The 18,615-nt window shown below is 49.8% G+C and carries 13 protein-coding genes; all 13 read right to left on the reverse strand.

From position 1 onward, the window contains the following. Nucleotides 1–34: 34 nt before the first annotated feature. The gene (locus CFX1CAM_RS10670; RefSeq protein ID WP_087863022.1) at nucleotides 35–991 is read right to left on the reverse strand and encodes a class I SAM-dependent methyltransferase; all 957 of its coding nucleotides are present in this window, start codon (nucleotides 989–991) and stop codon (nucleotides 35–37) included. Then, complete coding sequence (locus tag CFX1CAM_RS10675; RefSeq protein ID WP_087863023.1) at nucleotides 988–2,160, reverse strand: glycosyltransferase family 4 protein; 1,173 nt, start codon at nucleotides 2,158–2,160, stop codon at nucleotides 988–990. Before CFX1CAM_RS10675 ends, CFX1CAM_RS10670 begins: the two co-directional genes overlap by 4 nt. Further along, nucleotides 2,157–3,407 (reverse strand): lipopolysaccharide biosynthesis protein, encoded by a 1,251-nt coding sequence (locus CFX1CAM_RS10680; protein ID WP_087863024.1) that lies wholly within the window; start codon nucleotides 3,405–3,407, stop codon nucleotides 2,157–2,159. Before CFX1CAM_RS10680 ends, CFX1CAM_RS10675 begins: the two co-directional genes overlap by 4 nt. Further along, nucleotides 3,404–4,234 (reverse strand): methyltransferase domain-containing protein, encoded by an 831-nt coding sequence (locus CFX1CAM_RS10685; protein ID WP_087863026.1) that lies wholly within the window; start codon nucleotides 4,232–4,234, stop codon nucleotides 3,404–3,406. Before CFX1CAM_RS10685 ends, CFX1CAM_RS10680 begins: the two co-directional genes overlap by 4 nt. Nucleotides 4,235–4,273: 39 nt before the next feature. After that, the gene (locus CFX1CAM_RS10690; RefSeq protein ID WP_087863027.1) at nucleotides 4,274–5,209 is read right to left on the reverse strand and encodes a glycosyltransferase family 2 protein; all 936 of its coding nucleotides are present in this window, start codon (nucleotides 5,207–5,209) and stop codon (nucleotides 4,274–4,276) included. Further along, complete coding sequence (locus CFX1CAM_RS10695) at nucleotides 5,193–6,008, reverse strand: class I SAM-dependent methyltransferase (protein WP_162287687.1); 816 nt, start codon at nucleotides 6,006–6,008, stop codon at nucleotides 5,193–5,195. The genes CFX1CAM_RS10690 and CFX1CAM_RS10695 overlap by 17 nt, the downstream gene beginning before the upstream one ends. A 342-nt stretch (nucleotides 6,009–6,350) precedes the next feature. Then, complete coding sequence (locus CFX1CAM_RS10700; RefSeq protein WP_157891863.1) at nucleotides 6,351–7,460, reverse strand: glycosyltransferase; 1,110 nt, start codon at nucleotides 7,458–7,460, stop codon at nucleotides 6,351–6,353. Nucleotides 7,461–7,737: 277 nt separating this feature from the next. Beyond that, nucleotides 7,738–9,285: an ArnT family glycosyltransferase gene (locus tag CFX1CAM_RS10705; protein WP_157891864.1), complete on the reverse strand. Its 1,548-nt coding sequence runs from the start codon at nucleotides 9,283–9,285 to the stop codon at nucleotides 7,738–7,740. Between the two features lie 168 nt (nucleotides 9,286–9,453). After that, a complete protein-coding gene (locus CFX1CAM_RS10710) occupies nucleotides 9,454–11,280 on the reverse strand; it encodes a DUF6541 family protein (RefSeq protein ID WP_157891865.1) in 1,827 nt (608 codons plus the stop codon). Beyond that, nucleotides 11,277–11,759 (reverse strand): 2-amino-4-hydroxy-6-hydroxymethyldihydropteridine diphosphokinase, encoded by a 483-nt coding sequence (gene folK, locus CFX1CAM_RS10715; protein WP_087863033.1) that lies wholly within the window; start codon nucleotides 11,757–11,759, stop codon nucleotides 11,277–11,279. The genes CFX1CAM_RS10710 and folK overlap by 4 nt, the downstream gene beginning before the upstream one ends. Further along, on the reverse strand, nucleotides 11,759–12,790 hold the full coding sequence (locus CFX1CAM_RS10720; RefSeq protein WP_087863034.1) for a homoserine dehydrogenase: 1,032 nt from the start codon (nucleotides 12,788–12,790) through the stop codon (nucleotides 11,759–11,761). Before CFX1CAM_RS10720 ends, folK begins: the two co-directional genes overlap by 1 nt. Before the next feature lie 1,737 nt (nucleotides 12,791–14,527). After that, a complete protein-coding gene (locus CFX1CAM_RS10730) occupies nucleotides 14,528–16,423 on the reverse strand; it encodes a DUF5666 domain-containing protein (RefSeq protein ID WP_087863037.1) in 1,896 nt (631 codons plus the stop codon). A gap of 3 nt (nucleotides 16,424–16,426) precedes the next feature. Further along, the gene (locus CFX1CAM_RS10735; protein ID WP_157891866.1) at nucleotides 16,427–16,954 is read right to left on the reverse strand and encodes an RNA polymerase sigma factor; all 528 of its coding nucleotides are present in this window, start codon (nucleotides 16,952–16,954) and stop codon (nucleotides 16,427–16,429) included. Between the last annotated feature and the right edge of the window lie 1,661 nt (nucleotides 16,955–18,615).

Consider the following 18,615-nt stretch of genomic DNA (forward strand, 5'->3'; position numbering starts at 1 on the left):
GCACCAGGGGCATTATTTCAATAATACATACGGGTTATTTTTCCACAAAGGCTGGTTTTCGAGCGGCGAAGGACATCTCGGTGCTGCGGTTGAACATTTCAAAAAGCATAAAAATTGGTAATGTGAGCATCCTCACAATGAATGACCCCAATACAGTCATGATAGTCTTCTTTTTCCATTCAGCCATGTCTGTGCTGTTCAACCAGAACTGGATGCTGAGCATAAACGCGCCGTGTCGACCGGTGAAGCTGAAAATCTCGATATCTTCAAAGCCAAATTTTGCCAAGAAATCAGTAATCGTCTTTGGCGTAAACGTGCGATAATGCCTGGGGACTTCCCATCCAACCCAGTATTCTTTAAACCAATATCTTTCAAATGCGTTTGCATTGGGCAATATGGCGATGATCACCCCACCTGGCTTCAGTACCCGTTTAATCTCAGCCATGGTTGAATTCAGGTCGTATACGTGTTCAAGCACATCCCACAGGGTTACAACATCAAAGCTTTCAGCCGGCAGATTGGCATCTTCAACGACGCCGCAATAAACATCCAAACCAAAGCGACGTCGGGCATAGTCCACCGCGGTTTGATCCGGTTCAACGCCCTGACATTCCCAGCCTCGCTTTTGCATTTCGTTTAAAAAAATGCCCGTTGCACAACCGATATCGAGAATTTTTCCAGGGTTTTTCACCCGGCGCGCCACCTGGAGGCTGCGCTTTCTCTGTCCAAGGTAGCGATTGAACCGTGTCAGGGGGTTGCGCTCGTCTTCAATGGCTTCCAGGTAGCAAATGTATTCATCTGGATAATATTTTTCCATCTGCTGGCTGTTCAGTTTTGGGTCAATCAGGTATAACCCACAATTCTGGCATTCAAGCACATCAAAGTTGCCGGCAATTCCAAGCAATTTATCACTACCTGAAAAAAGAAGAGAAAATTGATCGTGATCACAGTTTTCGCAGCGCATGTGGGCATTGCTCTTGATCGTGTTCATGGTTTGCCTTTGATATGCTCTGAGTAAAATTGATTCAACGTGGTAGCCCTGCTCAACCAACTTTCTTGAGGGTTCCCGGATAATTCTAAAGCGGATTGACCGCAATCCGACCCAAGATCAGGATGTGCTTTCAGGTGATGGATGGCTTGAACCAGTGCTTCGGGGGAGTCTTCGATAACAATGCCACACCGATGCTTTTTAATATAATGTGGAATATCACCAACATCGGTAGCAATAATTGGCCTTCCGCAAGCCAGGTAATTTGAAAATTTTAATGGGAAGCGACCGTTATTGGCTGGATTATTCTTAAATGGAAGTAAGAGCACATCACATGCAGACAGGTAAGTTTGCATGTTCTGAAAGCTTTTCGGTCCGGTCTCGATAACCGCTGCAGAATGATTTACACCAGGCTTGACGCGGTAGTTACTGTATCCAATATGCATAAATTTAATTTGGGAATCACTGGCAGTCAATCGATTGAAAGTGTCAATAACCAGTGTCGCATCATTGGGGAAAAACGAGCCCAGATAACCGACAAAAAATTGTTTTTGGGCAAGACCCAGCGTTAACCTCGCTTGTTCAGTGGAAATGGGAGACCAGTTCTCAACGTCAAATCCATTGGGCAATAAACAAACCTTGTTTTCTGGCACGCCCAGGCTGATGGCACGTTGGGCTAAGGTTCGACAGATGACGCTTGTGCCAAGGGGCAGCTTTCGGAAATGGGTTTCATAATAATTTTCAAATGGTCTTAACAGCGCACGTATCATCAAATTGGGGCGTTCTTCGATGGACCCTTTGCTGCCAAACCAGTCTGCCCAATCCAGGAATAAGGAGACGCCTTTTTTATGCAGCGTTAATGCCGGATAAATAACCGTTGGGCGGGATTCAAAACCGTGCACCAGGTCAAAATTCAATGAGCGGATTGCTTTGATGCGCGCACTTAAGTTTCCTAAATCCCACCCTGCCCGAGTTGGACCGTTAATTCGATCTGAAACCTCGATTATCTTAAGCCCATCCTGGACATGGATTTTTGTCTCTGCACGTAACTGAACTGCGGAAGCCAGGATAGTCATTTCATGCCCCAGTTTTGTTAACGCTCGTGCCAGTTCATGAGCGCGTAAGTAGGTGCCCCGACCGACCTGATTAAATACAATGAATAGGATTTTCAAACCGACGCCTTTAATTCAGTTCTGACATGCATCACAACGTATAAGAAATAACCCATCAACAAGAATAAATCAACAGCGATGCTCATCCAGATTAAACCCGTTACGGCCCATTTCGCTATCAGGAGTACGCCTAGGATCAGCTTTAACAGGATCGAAATCATTTGCGGGAGCAAAAGTTTCCGCTCCCAGCCGACGGAAAACAGGTACACCCTGTTAAATTGGTTCACGGTCCTGATCAATAATAAGGGGCTGGCTAAGAGCAATAGATTTATCGCTGACAGATAATTTTTGCCCAGTATTTCTTGAATCCAGTTTAATCTGAACAATCCGACCCCAAGCCACAGCGCCAAACCCACCAATATAAAACCGACCAGCAATTTTAACAAGCGCTGAGGAAATTTCTCAATCGCGTTTCTATAAATATTTAAGGTACTGGGAAGCACCAAATAAACGATTGCTAATGGAACGGTCATAATCATGTTGATCAGGTTGATGGCAATGGCAAAGTCGCCGATTAACTTAGGGTCGCCATTAATCCAGGTAATCAAATTCAAGTCCAGTTGTGTGAATACTAAATTGAACAATTCTGAGGTGTTGAACACCAGGGAATACCGCAGAACCCTGGCAATTTCCGGGATTTGGTCTCTTCTCAGGATGGGTCGGGCTTGCGCAAGGGCGAAGATCAGGATGATAAAGGTGCTGATCAGCCGAAAGAGGCTGATCAATAGGATCGATTTTGATTGTAAGATGATGATCAGTCCCAGGGAAAGAAGACGCAAGGCTCTGGATAAGATCAACAATATCGAGGTGGTTTGTGCTCTTTCGTTAGCCAACAGGTCGGCAAGCATTAAATTGAACACCGAATCCAACCAGATATCGATGATAATGATCGCCAGCAAGCCCTTCTGGTAGATTTCGGGTTGGACCAAGGGCATGATCAACCAGATGCTCAACCCCCAAAGAACGCCAACGATCAATTTATAGTAAACGATGTTTCCCGTCAGGACTTTCGGCTCTTGGGCGCCTGGAATCGTTCTGACCAGCCACTCATGCAACCCAAGCGTGATTACAAAGGAAAGCATGGTAACAGTGGCGTAGTTAGCGGCAATTAACCCGTATTCTTGGGGATTCAACCACCAGATGCTGCCTAATGTGTACACAACCATTAACGATTGAGAGATCGTCACAGCCGAAATATAAGAAAAGATGGACCGGGCGAGTTTGGAGTTCAGAAAGTTCATCATCATAGAACTGTTTTCCAAAACAAATTAATTGAAAAAGGTCGCCCAAAGACGGATAGATGCTTTTTGGTTATGTGGAACCAGCGGGTGTAATAAGCGTATTCAGGAATGGTCCATAAATCCTTGGCGGTTGAAATTTTTTCAAAATCTGTTTCCTCTTTGATCCCATTGATTTTTCCGGTGAGGTAATTGATGATCGGGTGCACCCACAGATGATCCTGGAACAAGAGTGCATCCACACAGTGCAAGCAGCAGGCATGGCTCTTTAATAACCGTTGAAGGTCGTCCACGATATTTTTGATGGCTTTTTCGTCCGTGGAAAAATGTTCCATTGCTGAGATACTGTACACAAAATCAAAATATTGTTCCGGGAGTTCGGTGGAGAAATTCCCGATATAATCTCTGACCAGCTTAAATCCCTGGGCTTTAGCCGCTCTCTTGGGTCCGTGTCCCTGCCCTTCGATCTTGTCCAGGTTCCAGAACTCGTAATCATCTTTCAGGCAGTCAATGATACGCGAATCACCACCGCCCAACTCTAATATTTTTGCCCCTTTTGGAATGTTTTCCAATATGAACGTGTAAACAAAAAGGTCCTGATACACTTTTAAATCACAGGTAGCTAAGGTTTGTCGCCGATATGTGGGCAGCAAGCGAAAATTTTGGAAATGACTTGATTTTGAGAAGGTAAATTCATGAAAGTTCTCAGGCTCAAGTTGATTTGGCGCTTTTTCTACCACGGAAGTCAAATACGGCGCTCTGGAAAAAATATGCCCCACAATTCCATCGAAATCCCTATGAATTTTTTGAATGTGCTTACGAAATTTGCTCGCCATTGTTTCCTTTTTTTGAGAAATATCCTTGTTTATCAGCGATCACCTGTTATTGATGTTACCTTCAGCGCGAACAGGCTTCTTGAAAACAAAGGCAATAACACCCCGCAGATATGCCAGCAAGGACTTGTACCCATTGGAAAAGAGGAGTTGAGCACTCAACTTCAGGGTGTGGGCAAATCGCCAGGGTAGGATAAAAAACCATTGCCATAGTTTTGCGTGTTTATGGAAATATCGACAGCTTGAGTATCCCATCCAATAATAGAAATGAGCCCTGTTCTCTGATGCGGTCGAAGCGCCAACATGATGCAGCAGTTTCGCTTGCGGAATTAGCCAGGCTGCCAGGCCCATATTTTTTGCCCGCATGAAAAAATCCAGGTCTTCATAGTACAGGAAGAACCCTTCATCAAAAAAGCCGATTTTGTCGAACACCTGGTGATGAATCAGCAGGGCACACCCGGTCAGAAAATCGCGCTCGACAGGTCGCCCCGGCAAGGTTTTTTTGCGCGAATGTCCGTCTATCGGCGCACAGAGAATCGGATTGATTTTTCCGCCAGCAGACCAGAGGCGCTCGGGTGAATTTGCATAATAAACAGCAGGGGCGGCAATGTCTGCTTGTAAGCTCTGAGCAGCCTTGACCAGCATGTCCAGCATTTGGGGCTGGCTGAGGGTGTCGTTGTTGACCATGAACACATAGTCCGCACCCTGCGCCAGGGCGTATTTGATCCCCGTGTTAAAGCCTCCAGCAAATCCCAGATTTTGAGGATTTTGAATCAGTGTATCAGCCGGAATCTGCTGCAAGATTTCTATCGATTGGTCTGTTGAACCATTGTCAACGATGAGCAATGAAAAGGGCGTGATATTATTTTCGCGCAGGCTGTGGACGCATGCCCGTGTTAAACCGGCTTGATTCCAATTGACCGTCACAACCCAAACATTGGGGGTAGCCTCTGAGAGCTGGTTATGCGCCTTCAGCATCCTGAACACCTTGGTTGTCTTTTTGAGAGAGGGCAGCCTTTTTTGTTATGAGGACGTGGTGAGAGACAAAAAACAATAACAATAATTCTCGAATGAACATCATGTTGCGGATGGCATTGAATAAACCTGCTGCCCTGCCCTGATATCCATAAGCTCGAATATCGGGGGGATGGATTTCGATCTCATCAGCAGCAAAAACTTTGCGCAGGGAACGTTTCAGCTCGCACCAGGACAACAAATATGTGCTCTCATAATCGGCATCACAACGCCAATTGACAAATTTTGGAATGAGCGCCCGCGGCAAAAAGCCTAAAAATCTTAATCCAGTGTGGGGTTCGGGTGCAAAAATATCGTAACGATTTCTGGAATCCCCGGCAAATACGCCTCGGTCAACTAGGCATCTTCTGACTTCGCTCATAACTGCGGGCAGGTCTGAAAGATGTTCAATCACGTTGATCGACTGGATGTAATCAAAGCAAGCGCTTTTTAATGGTAATGATTCGCCGTGGGCACAGATGAGATGAAGTTCGCCCTGGTTGATTTCTTCAGCCAGGCTTTTTCTTGCCAGGAGGAGCTGCCCAAAATGAGCATCAACTCCTATCGTAAGCTTAAAATTGCGCTTAAGGCTGCCCAATGCCGAACCTGAGCCGCAACCTAAATCCAGAACATGCCCCCAATTTAGCACCTTTGCATCCTGAAGAAATGCAGCCGTCATTGCTTCGGTGCGTATGTTTTCTGAACAATAATAATCTTTAATCTTCTGGTCAATGCGTTTGGGCAATCTTTTGGTAACCAGCACTAATGTTAACAATTCCTGATAGGTTAACTGTTGAAATTTCTGAATCGCCTCTTCGATGTTGGGCTCAAAGGGTTCTGGTCGGCACCGAAAATCATGGATACCGTGAATGATCGGGTATATTTGCTGACAAACTTCACAGCTCCAGTGATCAGGACTTGCGACCAGCTCACCGGAACATTGGGGACAAATGAGAATTGAAGAGAGATTCATTGCGTGATTTAGAATCAGTACCAGATTACAAGAGATAATTATCTAACCAGAATTGGTCATTATGAAATGAACTTATCACCATCGGAGGTGTAAAAACGCCTATCTTAACCCTTTGTTTGCGTGTAGTGACGGTCATGAGCGCTCCCCGATTACAACAGACACCATCGGCGTCCAGGATTGGGCAATCATACGCTGAATTTGCTCCTGGGTTTGTGGCGACACTTTGATCTGCGCCATAATTCCATCAGCCAGGTCAGCTGCATCCCCGGCTCGGACCACCCGGCAGCGTTCCGGCAGGCTATCAATTATCACGTCCGTGATCACATCCGTCACCACAACCGGCAGGCCAAACCCCAGCGCCGTCTTCAGGGCAGCGCTTTGTGTGCCGTCAATATACGGTGCGACAAACAGGTCAGCCGCCTTAAAGAAACCCGCGACCTCATCATCCGGTATGTACCGGTCATACACATGAACACAGTCGGTTAATCCCAAACTCTGGATCTGAGACAGGTACTTCGCCTTATCCTCCCAAAACTCACCGACGATCAACAGCTGCGCGGCATTACCTTGGTCAGCAATCACCTTTAGCGCATCGATCAACACACCCAGGCCCTTATAAGGGCGCACAATCCCAAAATAAAGGATTACCACCTGGTTATCCGGCAAATCCATCTGCTGTCGCAGGGCTTCTCGAGATAAACGTGTGGGTTTGAAGGAATGATCGATCGGCAAAGGGGCGATATCGATTTTTCCCGCCTCGGGCAATAAACCCAATAGGCGTCCTTTTTCTTTTTCGGTCATAATAATATAACGGTCTGCCTTTTCCAGTGCGCGGCGTGCCAACCAGCGGTCAAAAGCACGCTTTTCGTGGGGTAAGGTGTTGTGGATCAGCATGGCTGCAGGGATGCCGCGACGTTTGAGGCGGGTGATAAGAAAACGAAATGCCGGTCCCCAGATCGTCACCCACCAGGGAATGATCACCTGCTGGGGTTGGAAGTCCGCCAAGGCTTTCACCGCCCTGTGCCAGGATAGGGGATTCAGCGGAGTTAACAAGTATTCCGCATCCACACGTTCGCGCCCCGGGCTGTAATCTCTATCGCTCTCACCCGGATAGAGCCAGGCGGGGTATTGCTTTTTAAAAGAAATCACCTGCAGCTCGTGCCCAGCTTCGATCAATTTCTTGGCCAGCAGGGTGGTGAAGTGCGCGATCCCGCCGCGGTAAGGCGTGACAGGACCAACCATACCGATCTTCACAGCAGCTCCCCTTCTTGTGCAGTGCAATTTTCAGTTATGTGATGGTTTAGATAGGCAAGGTTAATCATCAGTACAATTATTATAGCTGTTTTTGTTGATCGGGTTGCTGTTCTGTCTTTATCCCAAGCTTTTCTCAAGCCGGACAGGTGCTCAAAGCTGGTCGGTTACCCGGATTGCTGGTAAAAAAACCAGGGTATTATTGCGAGCGCGCTGTCTCGGCAATGGGTTTGGTGGGCAGCCCAGAAGAGCATCGAAATTGAGGCTTTCATCGGACCAATTCAAAGATCTGAATCGTCGGACCCCCGAATCGGTCTTCAACGTCCAGCTTTAAACATTTTTTCACATAAAAAAGGATGTCATCGGATCTTTCCAGCAAATTTTTTGCCGGGGGTGTTGGTTCAACTTCGAAGATCAAACGATTATTTTCCCTGATGCTGTTGTAAAAAGTAATCCAATCTGCATAGCGTTCCGGTTCGGCAAAAAACCGATCGTACATATATGAAGAGAGAATAACGTAATCATATTGATTGTTGTTTTCGAGCTCGTCTTTTGAGATCTCAATTGGGTGGCCGGGCAAGAAGGGGGAATAGCCTTCATAGAGACTGTTCTCGGGTGTAATGCCCCTTTGCTCAGCGTAATTCAAAGCAATTAATCGGGTGTCTGTAAACCTCATCATGGTTGGAATGTGTAAAGTGACAATAAATTGTGCAATCAGGAATACCACAATACAGAGGGGCACCAGGTACTTCACAATCACATTTTTCTTGCGAAATTCCCAAAGGAAATTCATACCCATTCCTGTGAGGAACAGGGGCGTAATGTACATGGGTAAAGCCCATCGTTCCCAGTGCAGAGAAAGAACGCTGAGCGCAATCCAATAAATCGCTCCATAAAAAAGAAAGATGTGAGATTTTTCCCTGTTTTTAATCAGGGCATATATACCGCTGCTAATAAAAAGGATGGATAATAGATTGGTCCATGAACAAAATGAGCGCAGGTAAAAATACAGGTTGCCGCCCCAGCCCAAATTATCTGCGCCGAGATGGGTGGTTCGGGACTCGCGCAACAAAGCTTCTATGACCTGTTGATATTCAATAAAAATAAAAGGCGCCACGATGAATAATGCGATGATGAAAAGAAAAGAAAATTTCAATATCTCCTGGACTAAAGACCACCATTTAATTTTTTTAAAGGGTTCAGGATTTTGAAAATGGTTAAGGATGATCCCGGTCCACACAATTAGCATCGTAAGCAGTCCAGGATATTTTTCCGCTGTCGTAATTGCCGCAAACAGGGTGGCTAAAAAGATTGAAATTTTTTCGCCTCGCTTCAGATAGCGTACAGTAAAGTAGATCACCAACAGGGTAAACAGGGTGACCGGCACGTCCGGCGTAATATAAAGGGAGTGTAAAACATATGATGGGAACAGAGTAAAAACAAGTGCTGCGAATAATCCAAATTTATTGCGAAATTCGTTCCCAATTTTATATGCGATGACCGGAATCATTGCCCCCATTATGGAAATCAGAAAGCGCGCATAGGCATAGAAATTTAAATAATACTTTGGAAAGGCGGCGCCCAAATGTTCTCCAAAGCGGATAAAGCTCAAAATATTTAAATAAAGAAAATTCAGCAGGTATAAAATCTGGTTGGGACGGTTAAAATTTCCGGGATTTAACGTCCTTTCCAAGGTCATATGGACAACACGGTCGATAATTACTGATTCATCGGGATGAGTTAACAATGGGAAACCATGTTTGACACCAATTCGTCTGATTAGCAATGAACATAAAAACAGCGATACCAATATCATGATCTCTTTTATTATATGTTTTTTGAATATATTCGCTAATCGCTTCTTGATCATGGTTGAATGCTTTTAAATTGCTCACTGAAAATTATTAACCGGAAAAACAGGTTCTCAAGATTTATATTTGCTTTGATCATATAAGGCTGATTAGAATTTTACCACCGACAAACATCACTCAATGGGAAGTTTGTATATATAGACCCCTCCATCCTCATACACCTCCTCCACGCCCGGGCACGCCTCCAGACCTTCGGGCTGCAGGTTCCCAACCCCTTTTCGCAAGTAAACCCAATTCAGCCCGGCTTCCCCAACCAGGTTCCAAAAGTCATCCGAGCAGGTGCTCACCTGGCTGGCAGCTTCTCCCCAGCTACGCACTTCTCCTATCCAGTCTTTATCCGGTGAAAAGCCATAGAAGATCGTGGGAACCAGCGACCAGCGCCCCGTATACGGTAGCAGCCAGCCGCCACCATCCACGCCACGGTAAACACCTTCCTGCCAATAGGTGGTGTTGATAAAAAAGCGCGCCTCAGGCGGTGTGTTTTCTGTGATCCAATCCAGGGCAGCCATGTCCGCTTCAGTAACCAGGACGGTCGTGGGATTAGCCACATCCTGCGCGTCCGAAATTCCCCACGCACACCAACCCAGAACCAGCAGCACCAGCAGGAGCGTACCCACCCAGCGCTGCTTCAGCAGCCGTCCTGCCTGGCGTGTGCACCACCAGAACAACCCCCCTGCCAGCAGCGTGATCGGGATGAACAGCACAATCGCAAAGTGATCCGACCTGAAGGGGCTCAGCGTCAACCCCCAGGGTAGCGCCATCAACGCCAGTGTCAGGCTCCACAACCCGAAACTCAGCGTATGGCGTTTGCACAAAGCAAATAGCAAACCCAGTCCAGCCGGCAGCAACAACCAATGATTGCTGGTGGGTCCCAAAAGCTTCCAGATGTAATCCACATTGCCGCCGGTAAAGATTGTCTCGATGCTTTCGGGCCACCGGGCATCAATTCCCGGGTTGCTGAGAGAATACTGCGCTACACGCCACAACCAGGGCGCAGCCAGTAGTACACCAGCCAGGGCGCTGTTCAGCGCTGCGGATGCGCCGACCCACACCTTTGGTAAATGCCGCAGACTGAGCAGCAGGGTTCCCAGCGCCAGCAGGACGATAAACACAGCCAGCAGCAGGGCAGCAAAATAATGGGTCAGCAGCAGACCTGCCGTCAGGAGGGCCATGGACAGCGCACTGACCCAGCGTTGTTTTCCGCGCACCAGGTTGATGGCTTGCCCCATTGCCAGCGGCAGCAGGACCAACCCGGTCAGGAGCGTATAGCGCCCCCAACTGAGGTAATAAGCTGGCATACGGGTGGCGAAACTTACCAGCAGCGCCGCAGCCAGGGCTGGACGCCAGTTACGCCACAGGGTTTTTCCCAGGGCGTACACGGATAATCCGACCGCAGCATTCAGCACCTGACCCAGGATGAGCATCGCCTGCCCGATGGGCAGGTTGCTGAGGGCGGTGAACAGTGCGGTCACGGCATGGTTGCCAAAATGGTAGTAAAAAGGCATCGGCAGGTAAGGCATGAGGTCCTGAGGCACCCCGCCACTTTCAAGGATCGTTTTGATGATTAAAAAATGATGCTGTGAGTCGACCCAGTTCGGCAGCAGCAGGTCCCGCGCCTGGTACAACCGCCAGGCAAGGACCGAGCCGAACACAGCCAGCCCAATCACCAGGTGGAGACGGTAGCGGCGCGGTAACCAAAAGCCATGCCGGATCAGCCCGTCCACCACCAGGAGCAGGCAAGCAAGCAATAAGATAACGATCAGGGCAATTGAAAACCGCAGGCCGGTCACAAAACCTGCCAACGCCAGCAGGGGGATCATCGCCAGGCTGATGCCCACAGCCTGGACAAAGCTGAGAATCGGGTCCTCTTGCCGCTCACCCAGCCAGGCCCACCAGACCATTCCGGGCAAAAGCAAGCAAACACACGCCAGGATGCTCACAGGCGTATCACCCCCTCAGTATCGACATCGGTCAACATCTGCTGAACGCTGATTCCCAGGGCAGGGTGGACCAGATCGGGGGCAATTTCGTTGAGCGGCACCAGCACAAAGGCTCGCCCGACCATGCGCGGATGAGGGATTTGCAAATTTGGGCTTGTTATCATCCGGTCACCATAAAACAAAATATCCAGGTCAATCACCCGCGGACCGTTCAGGATCAGTTTCACGCGCCCCATTTTCCGCTCGATGCGCTGTAAGAAGCGCAGAAGAGAACGGGGTCCCAGGCGCGTGTTGACCTCAATTACCTGGTTGAAGAAGTCGGGTTGATTTGTATATCCCCAGGGCGGGGTTATGTACACCGATGATTCTCGCGTGATGATGGCTTTACGGCTTAACCAGTTTTTTGCGGTTTGAAGATTCAAAGCACGGTCGCCGATATTGGTGCCCAGGGCAATATACACCGGTTGTGGTTTTCGCATTAGGCCTCAAGGATATTCAGGAAGTCCGCCAGCAGGCCATAGGCGGTGGTTTCAGGCCCGGGATCAATCTCCAGGATGCCCAACCCTGGCAGCACATCTAACTTGAACTCGCAAAAAGAACTGGTGCCAGTGACGCTGTACAGGGGGGATTCGGGGCTCACCCGCTGCGGAGCCACCCGCGCCACCAGGCCATCCGGGCTGGTTTGCGCAGAACAAACCAGTTTCCAGCGTTCGCCGGCTGATTTAGCCTCTGCCACCATTTGCGGTGTGATGCCACGGATGCCGGTGCGGTCGACCGCCTGGGGGGTGAGGGGAATCCCCATCAATACGGTCACCAGTGCGGCAACCTTAATAGCGGCATCCCAGCCATCCACGTCATTGCTGGGATCGGTTTCCGTGATGCCGATCGAGCGGCCGTATTCCAGGGCTTCTTCCAGGGACGCGCCTGCCTCCATCATACCGAGCAAAAGGTTGGTGCAGGAATTAAGGATGCCCTCAAACCCTAGCAGGTTTGCACCCAACAATGGCTGGCGAAACAGGCTAAAGATCGGTGCGCCGTCCATGACGGCTGATTCAAACAGGAAACGCACGCCCTGTTGTTCCGCCAGTGAGGTCAGCGCTTGATAGCCGTGCACGACCGGACCCTTATTGGCTGTGACCACGTGCATGCCCGCTTTTAGCGCTTTTCTGATGTGGTCCAGGGCAGGCTGCCCGGTGTGAGGGTTGACCGGTGTGGTTTCGAACATAAAATCCGCCGGGCAGGCGCTGATAAAGGTCCGGGATTCAGTGGGCGTATCAACAGCACTCAAGCGGGTCAATGTCTGCCCCGTCACAGCCAGCTCAAGGGCGGCTTGCAGGTCAAGACCCTCCGGGTTGATGGCTGCACCGTGAGACCCGGTAATAATCCCTGTGACCAGGGCGGTCACTCCGTACCTTGAAGACAACTCCTCGGCTTTATCGAGCAGCAGGCGGGCAAAAGACCTGCCAACATTGCCAAATCCGACCAGGCATAAACGGTGAACCTTGGGCATGTTTCGCTCCTTTGTGAATAATGTTCAATCAACCTAATTTAACCACAGAATTGGAAAATTAACCAATAACAAGAGATGCTGAGCGGGTCCTGTGTTCATTGCGAATGGTGAACCCAACTTCGCACAGTACTCCCTGTGCCCTGCAAGGGTATCGAGTCGTGTCTTCCCCGGTCACATGTAGGGGCGGACCTCCGTGTCCGCCCAGGGCAGGTACAGAGACCTGCCCCTACAGTCGGTGTGATTATCGATTTCGGGTGCATCACCAATTGGCAATTCAATAACCCTATGAAAATATTCGGCATAACCTGGAAATTCTTCACACACCCGCACCACCATCTCTCCGGCAGGGTAGGGATAGATTTCACCATTAATGTCATTGCGAACGAAGTGAAGCAATCTCAGGGGTGCAGCACTTGAGATCGCTTCGCCAGCTCGCGATGACAGGGGTGTGGGGCTCACGATAATAGTAGGAAGGTATTGTCATTGCGAACGCAGTGAAGCAATCTCAGGAGCGCAGCACTTGAGATCGCTTCGTAAACTCGCGATGACAGGGGTAAAGGTGGATTTCAGCATTATTGTCATTGCGAACGTAGTGAAGCAATCTCAGGGGTGTGAAAGATGAGATCGCTTCGCAAGCTCGCGATGACAGGGGTGTGGGGCTCACGATAATAGTAGGAAGGTATTGTCATTGCGAACGCAGTGAAGCAATCTCGGGGGTGTGAGAGATGAGATCGCTTCGCAAGCTCGCGATGACAGGGGTGGGGGGCTCGCGATGACAGGGGTAAAGGTGGATTTCAGCATTATTGTCATTGCGAACGTAGTGAAGCAATCTCAGGGGTGTGAAAGATGAGATCGCTTCGCAAGCTCGCGATGACAGTAGGAAGGTATTGTCATTGCGAACGCAGTGAAGCAATCTCGGGGGTGTGAGAGATGAGATCGCTTCGCAAGCTCGCGATGACAGGGGTGGGGGGCTCGCGATAATAGTAGGAAGGTATTGTCATTGCGAACGAAGTGAAGCAATCTCAGGGGTGTGGGGTTGGAGATCGCTTCGCAAGCTCGCGATGACAGGGGTGTGGGGCTCGCGATGACAGTAGGAAGGTATTGTCATTGCGAACGAAGTGAAGCAATCTCAGGGGTGTGGGGTTGGAGATCGCTTCGCAAGCTCGCGATGATAAATTCGCTTCGTTTGGTGGCGCTTCGCAGTCGCAGCTTGCGATGACAGACATTGTCACGTAGTTCTCTGGTGTGAACACGCGGTGACCTAAGGTTTTCTACCAGTGACCCCTGCCTGATGTATCATTCGCAGTGAGTTTAATTTGCCGGTCATCCGTAGAGGCAATCCTTCGCGTAGCACTTCCTGTGCCCTACAAGGGTATCGAGCTGTGTCCACCCCGGTCACCCGTAGGGGCAACCCTCCGAGGTTGCCCTAGGCGGACACGGCTCAAAGAGTGCTTCGCGAAAGTCCGCCCCTACGATGCGATGTGTCTCTCTTCGGTCTTCCACCCCCGGTTTACCCAATGCTCATTCACTATTCACTATACGAAGGCAAACTTCGTGTTCTTTGTGCCTTTTGTGGTTCAAAACAGGGTTAACCACCGGAATAATTGACCGGCATCAAAAAACCCACTTATAAAGTGGGTTTTTAGTTTAACACCGGGTCAGCCGCTTACGTCCACGATGCTGATCAAACGAAATCCGGCAAGGGACGCTCAATCAGCATCTTTCGCACGGCGGGGGTCAATCTTCGTGTTCAACCTCCAGCAAGAAGTATTCCCCGGCACAGTTTTTGAAGAATTCAACCTCGACAAAGTCACCAACCTTAATCCCCCGCTCGATTTCAGATTTCGGCAGGAGGTTAAAGCGAATGCCATTAATCACCCAATAATCGGAATGGATTTCGTCCACAAAGCCAACCATTTCATCACCATCGCCGCCGTGATGGCCATAGCCGTAGCCAGCATCAGAACTGTTGTAATCATCTTCGTGTTCAACCTCCAGCAGGATGTATTCGCCAGCCTGATTGCGCCCAAACTCCACCTCAACAAAGTCGCCGACTTTGATGCCCTCTTCAATCTTCGAATTTGGCCGCACTTCAAAACGGATGCCGTTGACGATCCAGTAATCGGTGTGGATTTCGTCAACCACGCCGTAGATTTCGCTGTCGTCAAATTCAACCTCCAGCAGGATGTACTCACCAGCCTGGTTGCGCCCAAATTCCACCTCGACAAAGTCGCCGACCTTGATGCCCTTTTCAATCTTCGAATTTGGCAGCACTTCAAAACGGATGCCGTTGACGATCCAGTAATCGGTGTGGATTTCCTCAACCACGCCGATGATTTCGCTATCGGCAAACTCAACCTCCAGCAAATAGTTTTCGCCAGATGCGTTGCGCACAAATTCTACCTCGACAAAGTCGCCGACTTTGATGCCCTTTTCAATCTTCGATTTCGGCAAAAGCTCGAAGCGCAGACCGTCAATCACCCAGTATTCGGTGTGAATTTCATCGACGGTGCCGTAATACTCGTCATCATCTAACGCGAATTCGACCTCTCGCAAGATATATTCATCCCTGTTATTGCGCACAAATTCCACCTCAACGAAATCGCCCACCTCGATGCCGGGTTCGATCCTGGCCGTGGCTGAGACTTCGAAACGAATTCCGTTGACCACCCAGTAATCGGGTTGAATTTCGTTGACGATGCCCAAAAATTCGCCCTTCCCGTTCAGGTTGAAAGCCCGCCCATCGCCATCGTGTTCAATCTTCCGGGCGTAAATGCTGCCCAGGGCGTCCACCCAACCTTTCACTTCCACCTGTTGACCAACATCAATCCCCATTTCAACTTTCGTTGACGCGGTGATGATCACCTCAAGCCCGGAAACGACCCACAGATTCGGGTCGATTGCGTCAACCGTGCCGACAAATTCAATCTTCCCATGGTAGGCGCCGGCTGATTTTGAAAACAGGGTCGCTTCTTCGAGCCGCTCCCTTCGTTGGGTCTGCACACGGTTAGAGAGAGTCTCCAGGTCAGCGGTGTATTTCCCCAGGGAAGCCCTGATGGCACGACCCAACTGGGAATCGGCTGCCAGGCTGTTGCTGCGAATGCCTTCCAGCCCGGCCAGCGCTTCTAAGATGCAGGTTTCATAAGCCTGCACGGGGGCTTCTAAATCGTCCAGGCGTTCTGCCGTGATTAACGCTTCAATTTCATCCAGTCGGTTTTGGGCGTAAGCCAGGTTGAGCTCTACCTTTTTGAAATCCTGCCGGGTCAGTTGAAGTCGGGTTCGCTCCCACCCGGTTTTAACCCCGTACAATGGATCGCCGGGCAGCGCGCTCGAAGCCGCCACCGCGGTGACTCCCAACCCGCCCAGCAGGAAGACCAGTAAAACAGCGGCCAGTGTAAAAGCCAGTGAAAATTTTTTAAAGAAAGGTTGCATTTCTTTGAACTCCTTTTTTCGTCTCGTTTTTGTTGTTTGTTCGGTTGTCATGGCTTGCAGGCACCTTCCCGCAGCGATTAAATACCGGGCTTTCGTCCGGTCGGCGTTATCCGGATTGCGCTGTGGCACCTGGCCGATTTCAGCCAGCAAGCCTTCCAGCTCGGCATCGGTCATCGGGTGGTCGTTGTTTTTTTTATGCATGGTTCACATCCATTGTGGGCTAAAGGATTTTCGTAATTTTTTAAGGGCGCGATATTGCAAAGCCCGGCTGGCTTCAACCGATTTACCCAAAACATCGGCTACCGCTTCGTAGGGCCATTTTTCCATCACCCGCAGCTCAATCACCAACCGCTGATCTTCCGGCAATGCCAGCAGCGCTTGACGCAGGCGAGCCTGGTTTTCCTTTTCAAAGAGGCGATTTTCTGGGTTCGCATTGTGCGCCGGCAGGGGCTGGGCTTCCAGGTCGGCTTGTGGTTTTTCCTGGCGGTAATGATCCACAACCCAGTTGTGTGCAACCCGGTAAAGGTACGCCCTGATATTGCCGGTCAGCGGCTTACCCGTGGCCACCCGCTCCAAAAAGCGGGTGAACACATCAGCGACGCAATCTTCCGCCAGGTTTGCTTCGCCTAAAGAGCGGAAGGCGTACCGATAGATTGAATCGCTGTGATCATCGTATAAAGCAATCAAAGTTTCCTCATCAAAAATATGGGGTGCCTGGCTTTGAACATCCATAAAGCGTCCTCTTCTAACCTGTATAACGTAAAATGCGCCAAAACATGACGGTTTTAAGGTGAACATCCCTGTCTGTGGCGCAGGGTCAGCCTAATTATCTTAGGTTTTACGCAGATTGCAATCAATCCCCGGCGGGGTAGAGGTGGATTTGGCCATTAATGTCATTGCGAACGCAGTGAAGCAATCTCAGGAGCGCAGCACTTGAGATCGCTTCGTAAACTCGCGATGACAGGGGTGTGGGGCTCGCGATGACAGTTAGGAAGGTATTGTCATTGCGAACGCAGTGAAGCAATCTTAGGAACGTGGTGTTGGAGATCGCTTCGTAAGCTCGCGATGACAGGGGCAAGGGTGGATTTCACCATTATTGTCATTGCGAACGCAGTGAAGCAATCTCAGGAGCGCAGCACTTGAGATCGCTTCGTAAGCTCGCGATGACAGGGGTGGGGGGCTCGCGATGACAGTAGGAAGGTATTGTCATTGCGAACGCAGTGAAGCAATCTCGGGGGTGTGAGAGATGAGATCGCTTCGCAAGCTCGCGATGACAGGAGTGGGGGGCTCGCGATGACAGTAGGAAGGTATTGTCATTGCGAACGAAGTGAAGCAATCTCGGGGATGTGAGAGATGAGATCGCTTCGTAAGCTCGCGATGACAGGGGTGGGGGGCTCGCGATGACAGTAGGAAGGTATTGTCATTGCGAACGCAGTGAAGCAATCTCGGGGGTGTGAGAGATGAGATCGCTTCGCAAACTCGCGATGACAGGAGTGGGGGGCTCGCGATGACAGTAGGAAGGTATTGTCATTGCGAACGAAGTGAAGCAATCTCGGGGGTGTGAGAGATGAGATCGCTTCGTAAGCTCGCGATGACAGGGGTGGGGGGCTCGCGATGACAGTAGGAAGGTATTGTCATTGCGAACGAAGTGAAGCAATCTCGGGGGTGTGAGAGATGAGATCGCTTCGTAAGCTCGCGATGACAGGGGCAAGGGTGGATTTCAGCATTATTGTCATTGCGAACGCAGTGAAGCAATCTCAGGAACGTGGTGTTGGAGATCGCTTCGTAAACTCGCGATGACAGGGGTGTGGGGCTCGCGATGACAGTTAGGAAGGTATTGTCATTGCGAACGCAGTGAAGCAATCTCAGGAACGTGGTGTTGGAGATCGCTTCGCAAGCTCGCGATGACAGGGGCAAAGGTGGATTTCAGCATTATTGTCATTGCGAACGCAGTGAAGCAATCTCGGGGGTGTGGAGTTGGAGATCGCTTCGTAAACTCGCGATGACAGGGGTGGGGGGCTCGCGATGACAGTAGGAAGGTATTGTCATTGCGAACGCAGTGAAGCAATCTCAGGAACGTGGTGTTGGAGATCGCTTCGCAAGCTCGCGATGACAGGGGCAAGGGTGGATTTCAGCATTATTGTCATTGCGAACGCAGTGAAGCAATCTTAGGAACGTGGTGTTGGAGATCGCTTCGCAAGCTCGCAATGACAGGGGCAAGGGTGGATTTCACCATTATTGTCATTGCGAACGCAGTGAAGCAATCTCAGGGGTGTGGCACTTGAGATCGCTTCGCAAGCTCGCGATGACAGGGGTAGAGGTGGATTTCAGCATTAATGTCGTTGCGAACGCAGTGAAGCAATCTCAGGAACGTGGTGTTGGAGATCGCTTCG

Origin of the sequence: Brevefilum fermentans, assembly GCF_900184705.1 — a bacterium.
GTDB classification, from domain to species: Bacteria; Chloroflexota; Anaerolineae; order Anaerolineales; family Anaerolineaceae; genus Brevifilum; species Brevifilum fermentans.

Bases quoted from the DNA above. Each gene is read 5' to 3' on its own strand.
- CFX1CAM_RS10735 (WP_157891866.1), bottom strand. From the start codon at position 16,954: ATGGATGTTCAAAGCCAGGCACCCCATATTTTTGATGAGGAAACTTTG.
- folK (WP_087863033.1), bottom strand. From the start codon at position 11,759: ATGCGAAAACCACAACCGGTGTATATTGCCCTGGGCACCAATATCGGC.
- CFX1CAM_RS10690 (WP_087863027.1), bottom strand. From the start codon at position 5,209: ATGCTGAAGGCGCATAACCAGCTCTCAGAGGCTACCCCCAATGTTTGG.
- CFX1CAM_RS10705 (WP_157891864.1), bottom strand. From the start codon at position 9,285: ATGATATTGGTATCGCTGTTTTTATGTTCATTGCTAATCAGACGAATT.
- CFX1CAM_RS10685 (WP_087863026.1), bottom strand. From the start codon at position 4,234: ATGGCGAGCAAATTTCGTAAGCACATTCAAAAAATTCATAGGGATTTC.
- CFX1CAM_RS10730 (WP_087863037.1), bottom strand. From the start codon at position 16,423: ATGCATAAAAAAAACAACGACCACCCGATGACCGATGCCGAGCTGGAA.
- CFX1CAM_RS10670 (WP_087863022.1), bottom strand. From the start codon at position 991: ATGAACACGATCAAGAGCAATGCCCACATGCGCTGCGAAAACTGTGAT.
- CFX1CAM_RS10720 (WP_087863034.1), bottom strand. From the start codon at position 12,790: ATGCCCAAGGTTCACCGTTTATGCCTGGTCGGATTTGGCAATGTTGGC.
- CFX1CAM_RS10680 (WP_087863024.1), bottom strand. From the start codon at position 3,407: ATGATGATGAACTTTCTGAACTCCAAACTCGCCCGGTCCATCTTTTCT.
- CFX1CAM_RS10700 (WP_157891863.1), bottom strand. From the start codon at position 7,460: ATGGTTGGTCCTGTCACGCCTTACCGCGGCGGGATCGCGCACTTCACC.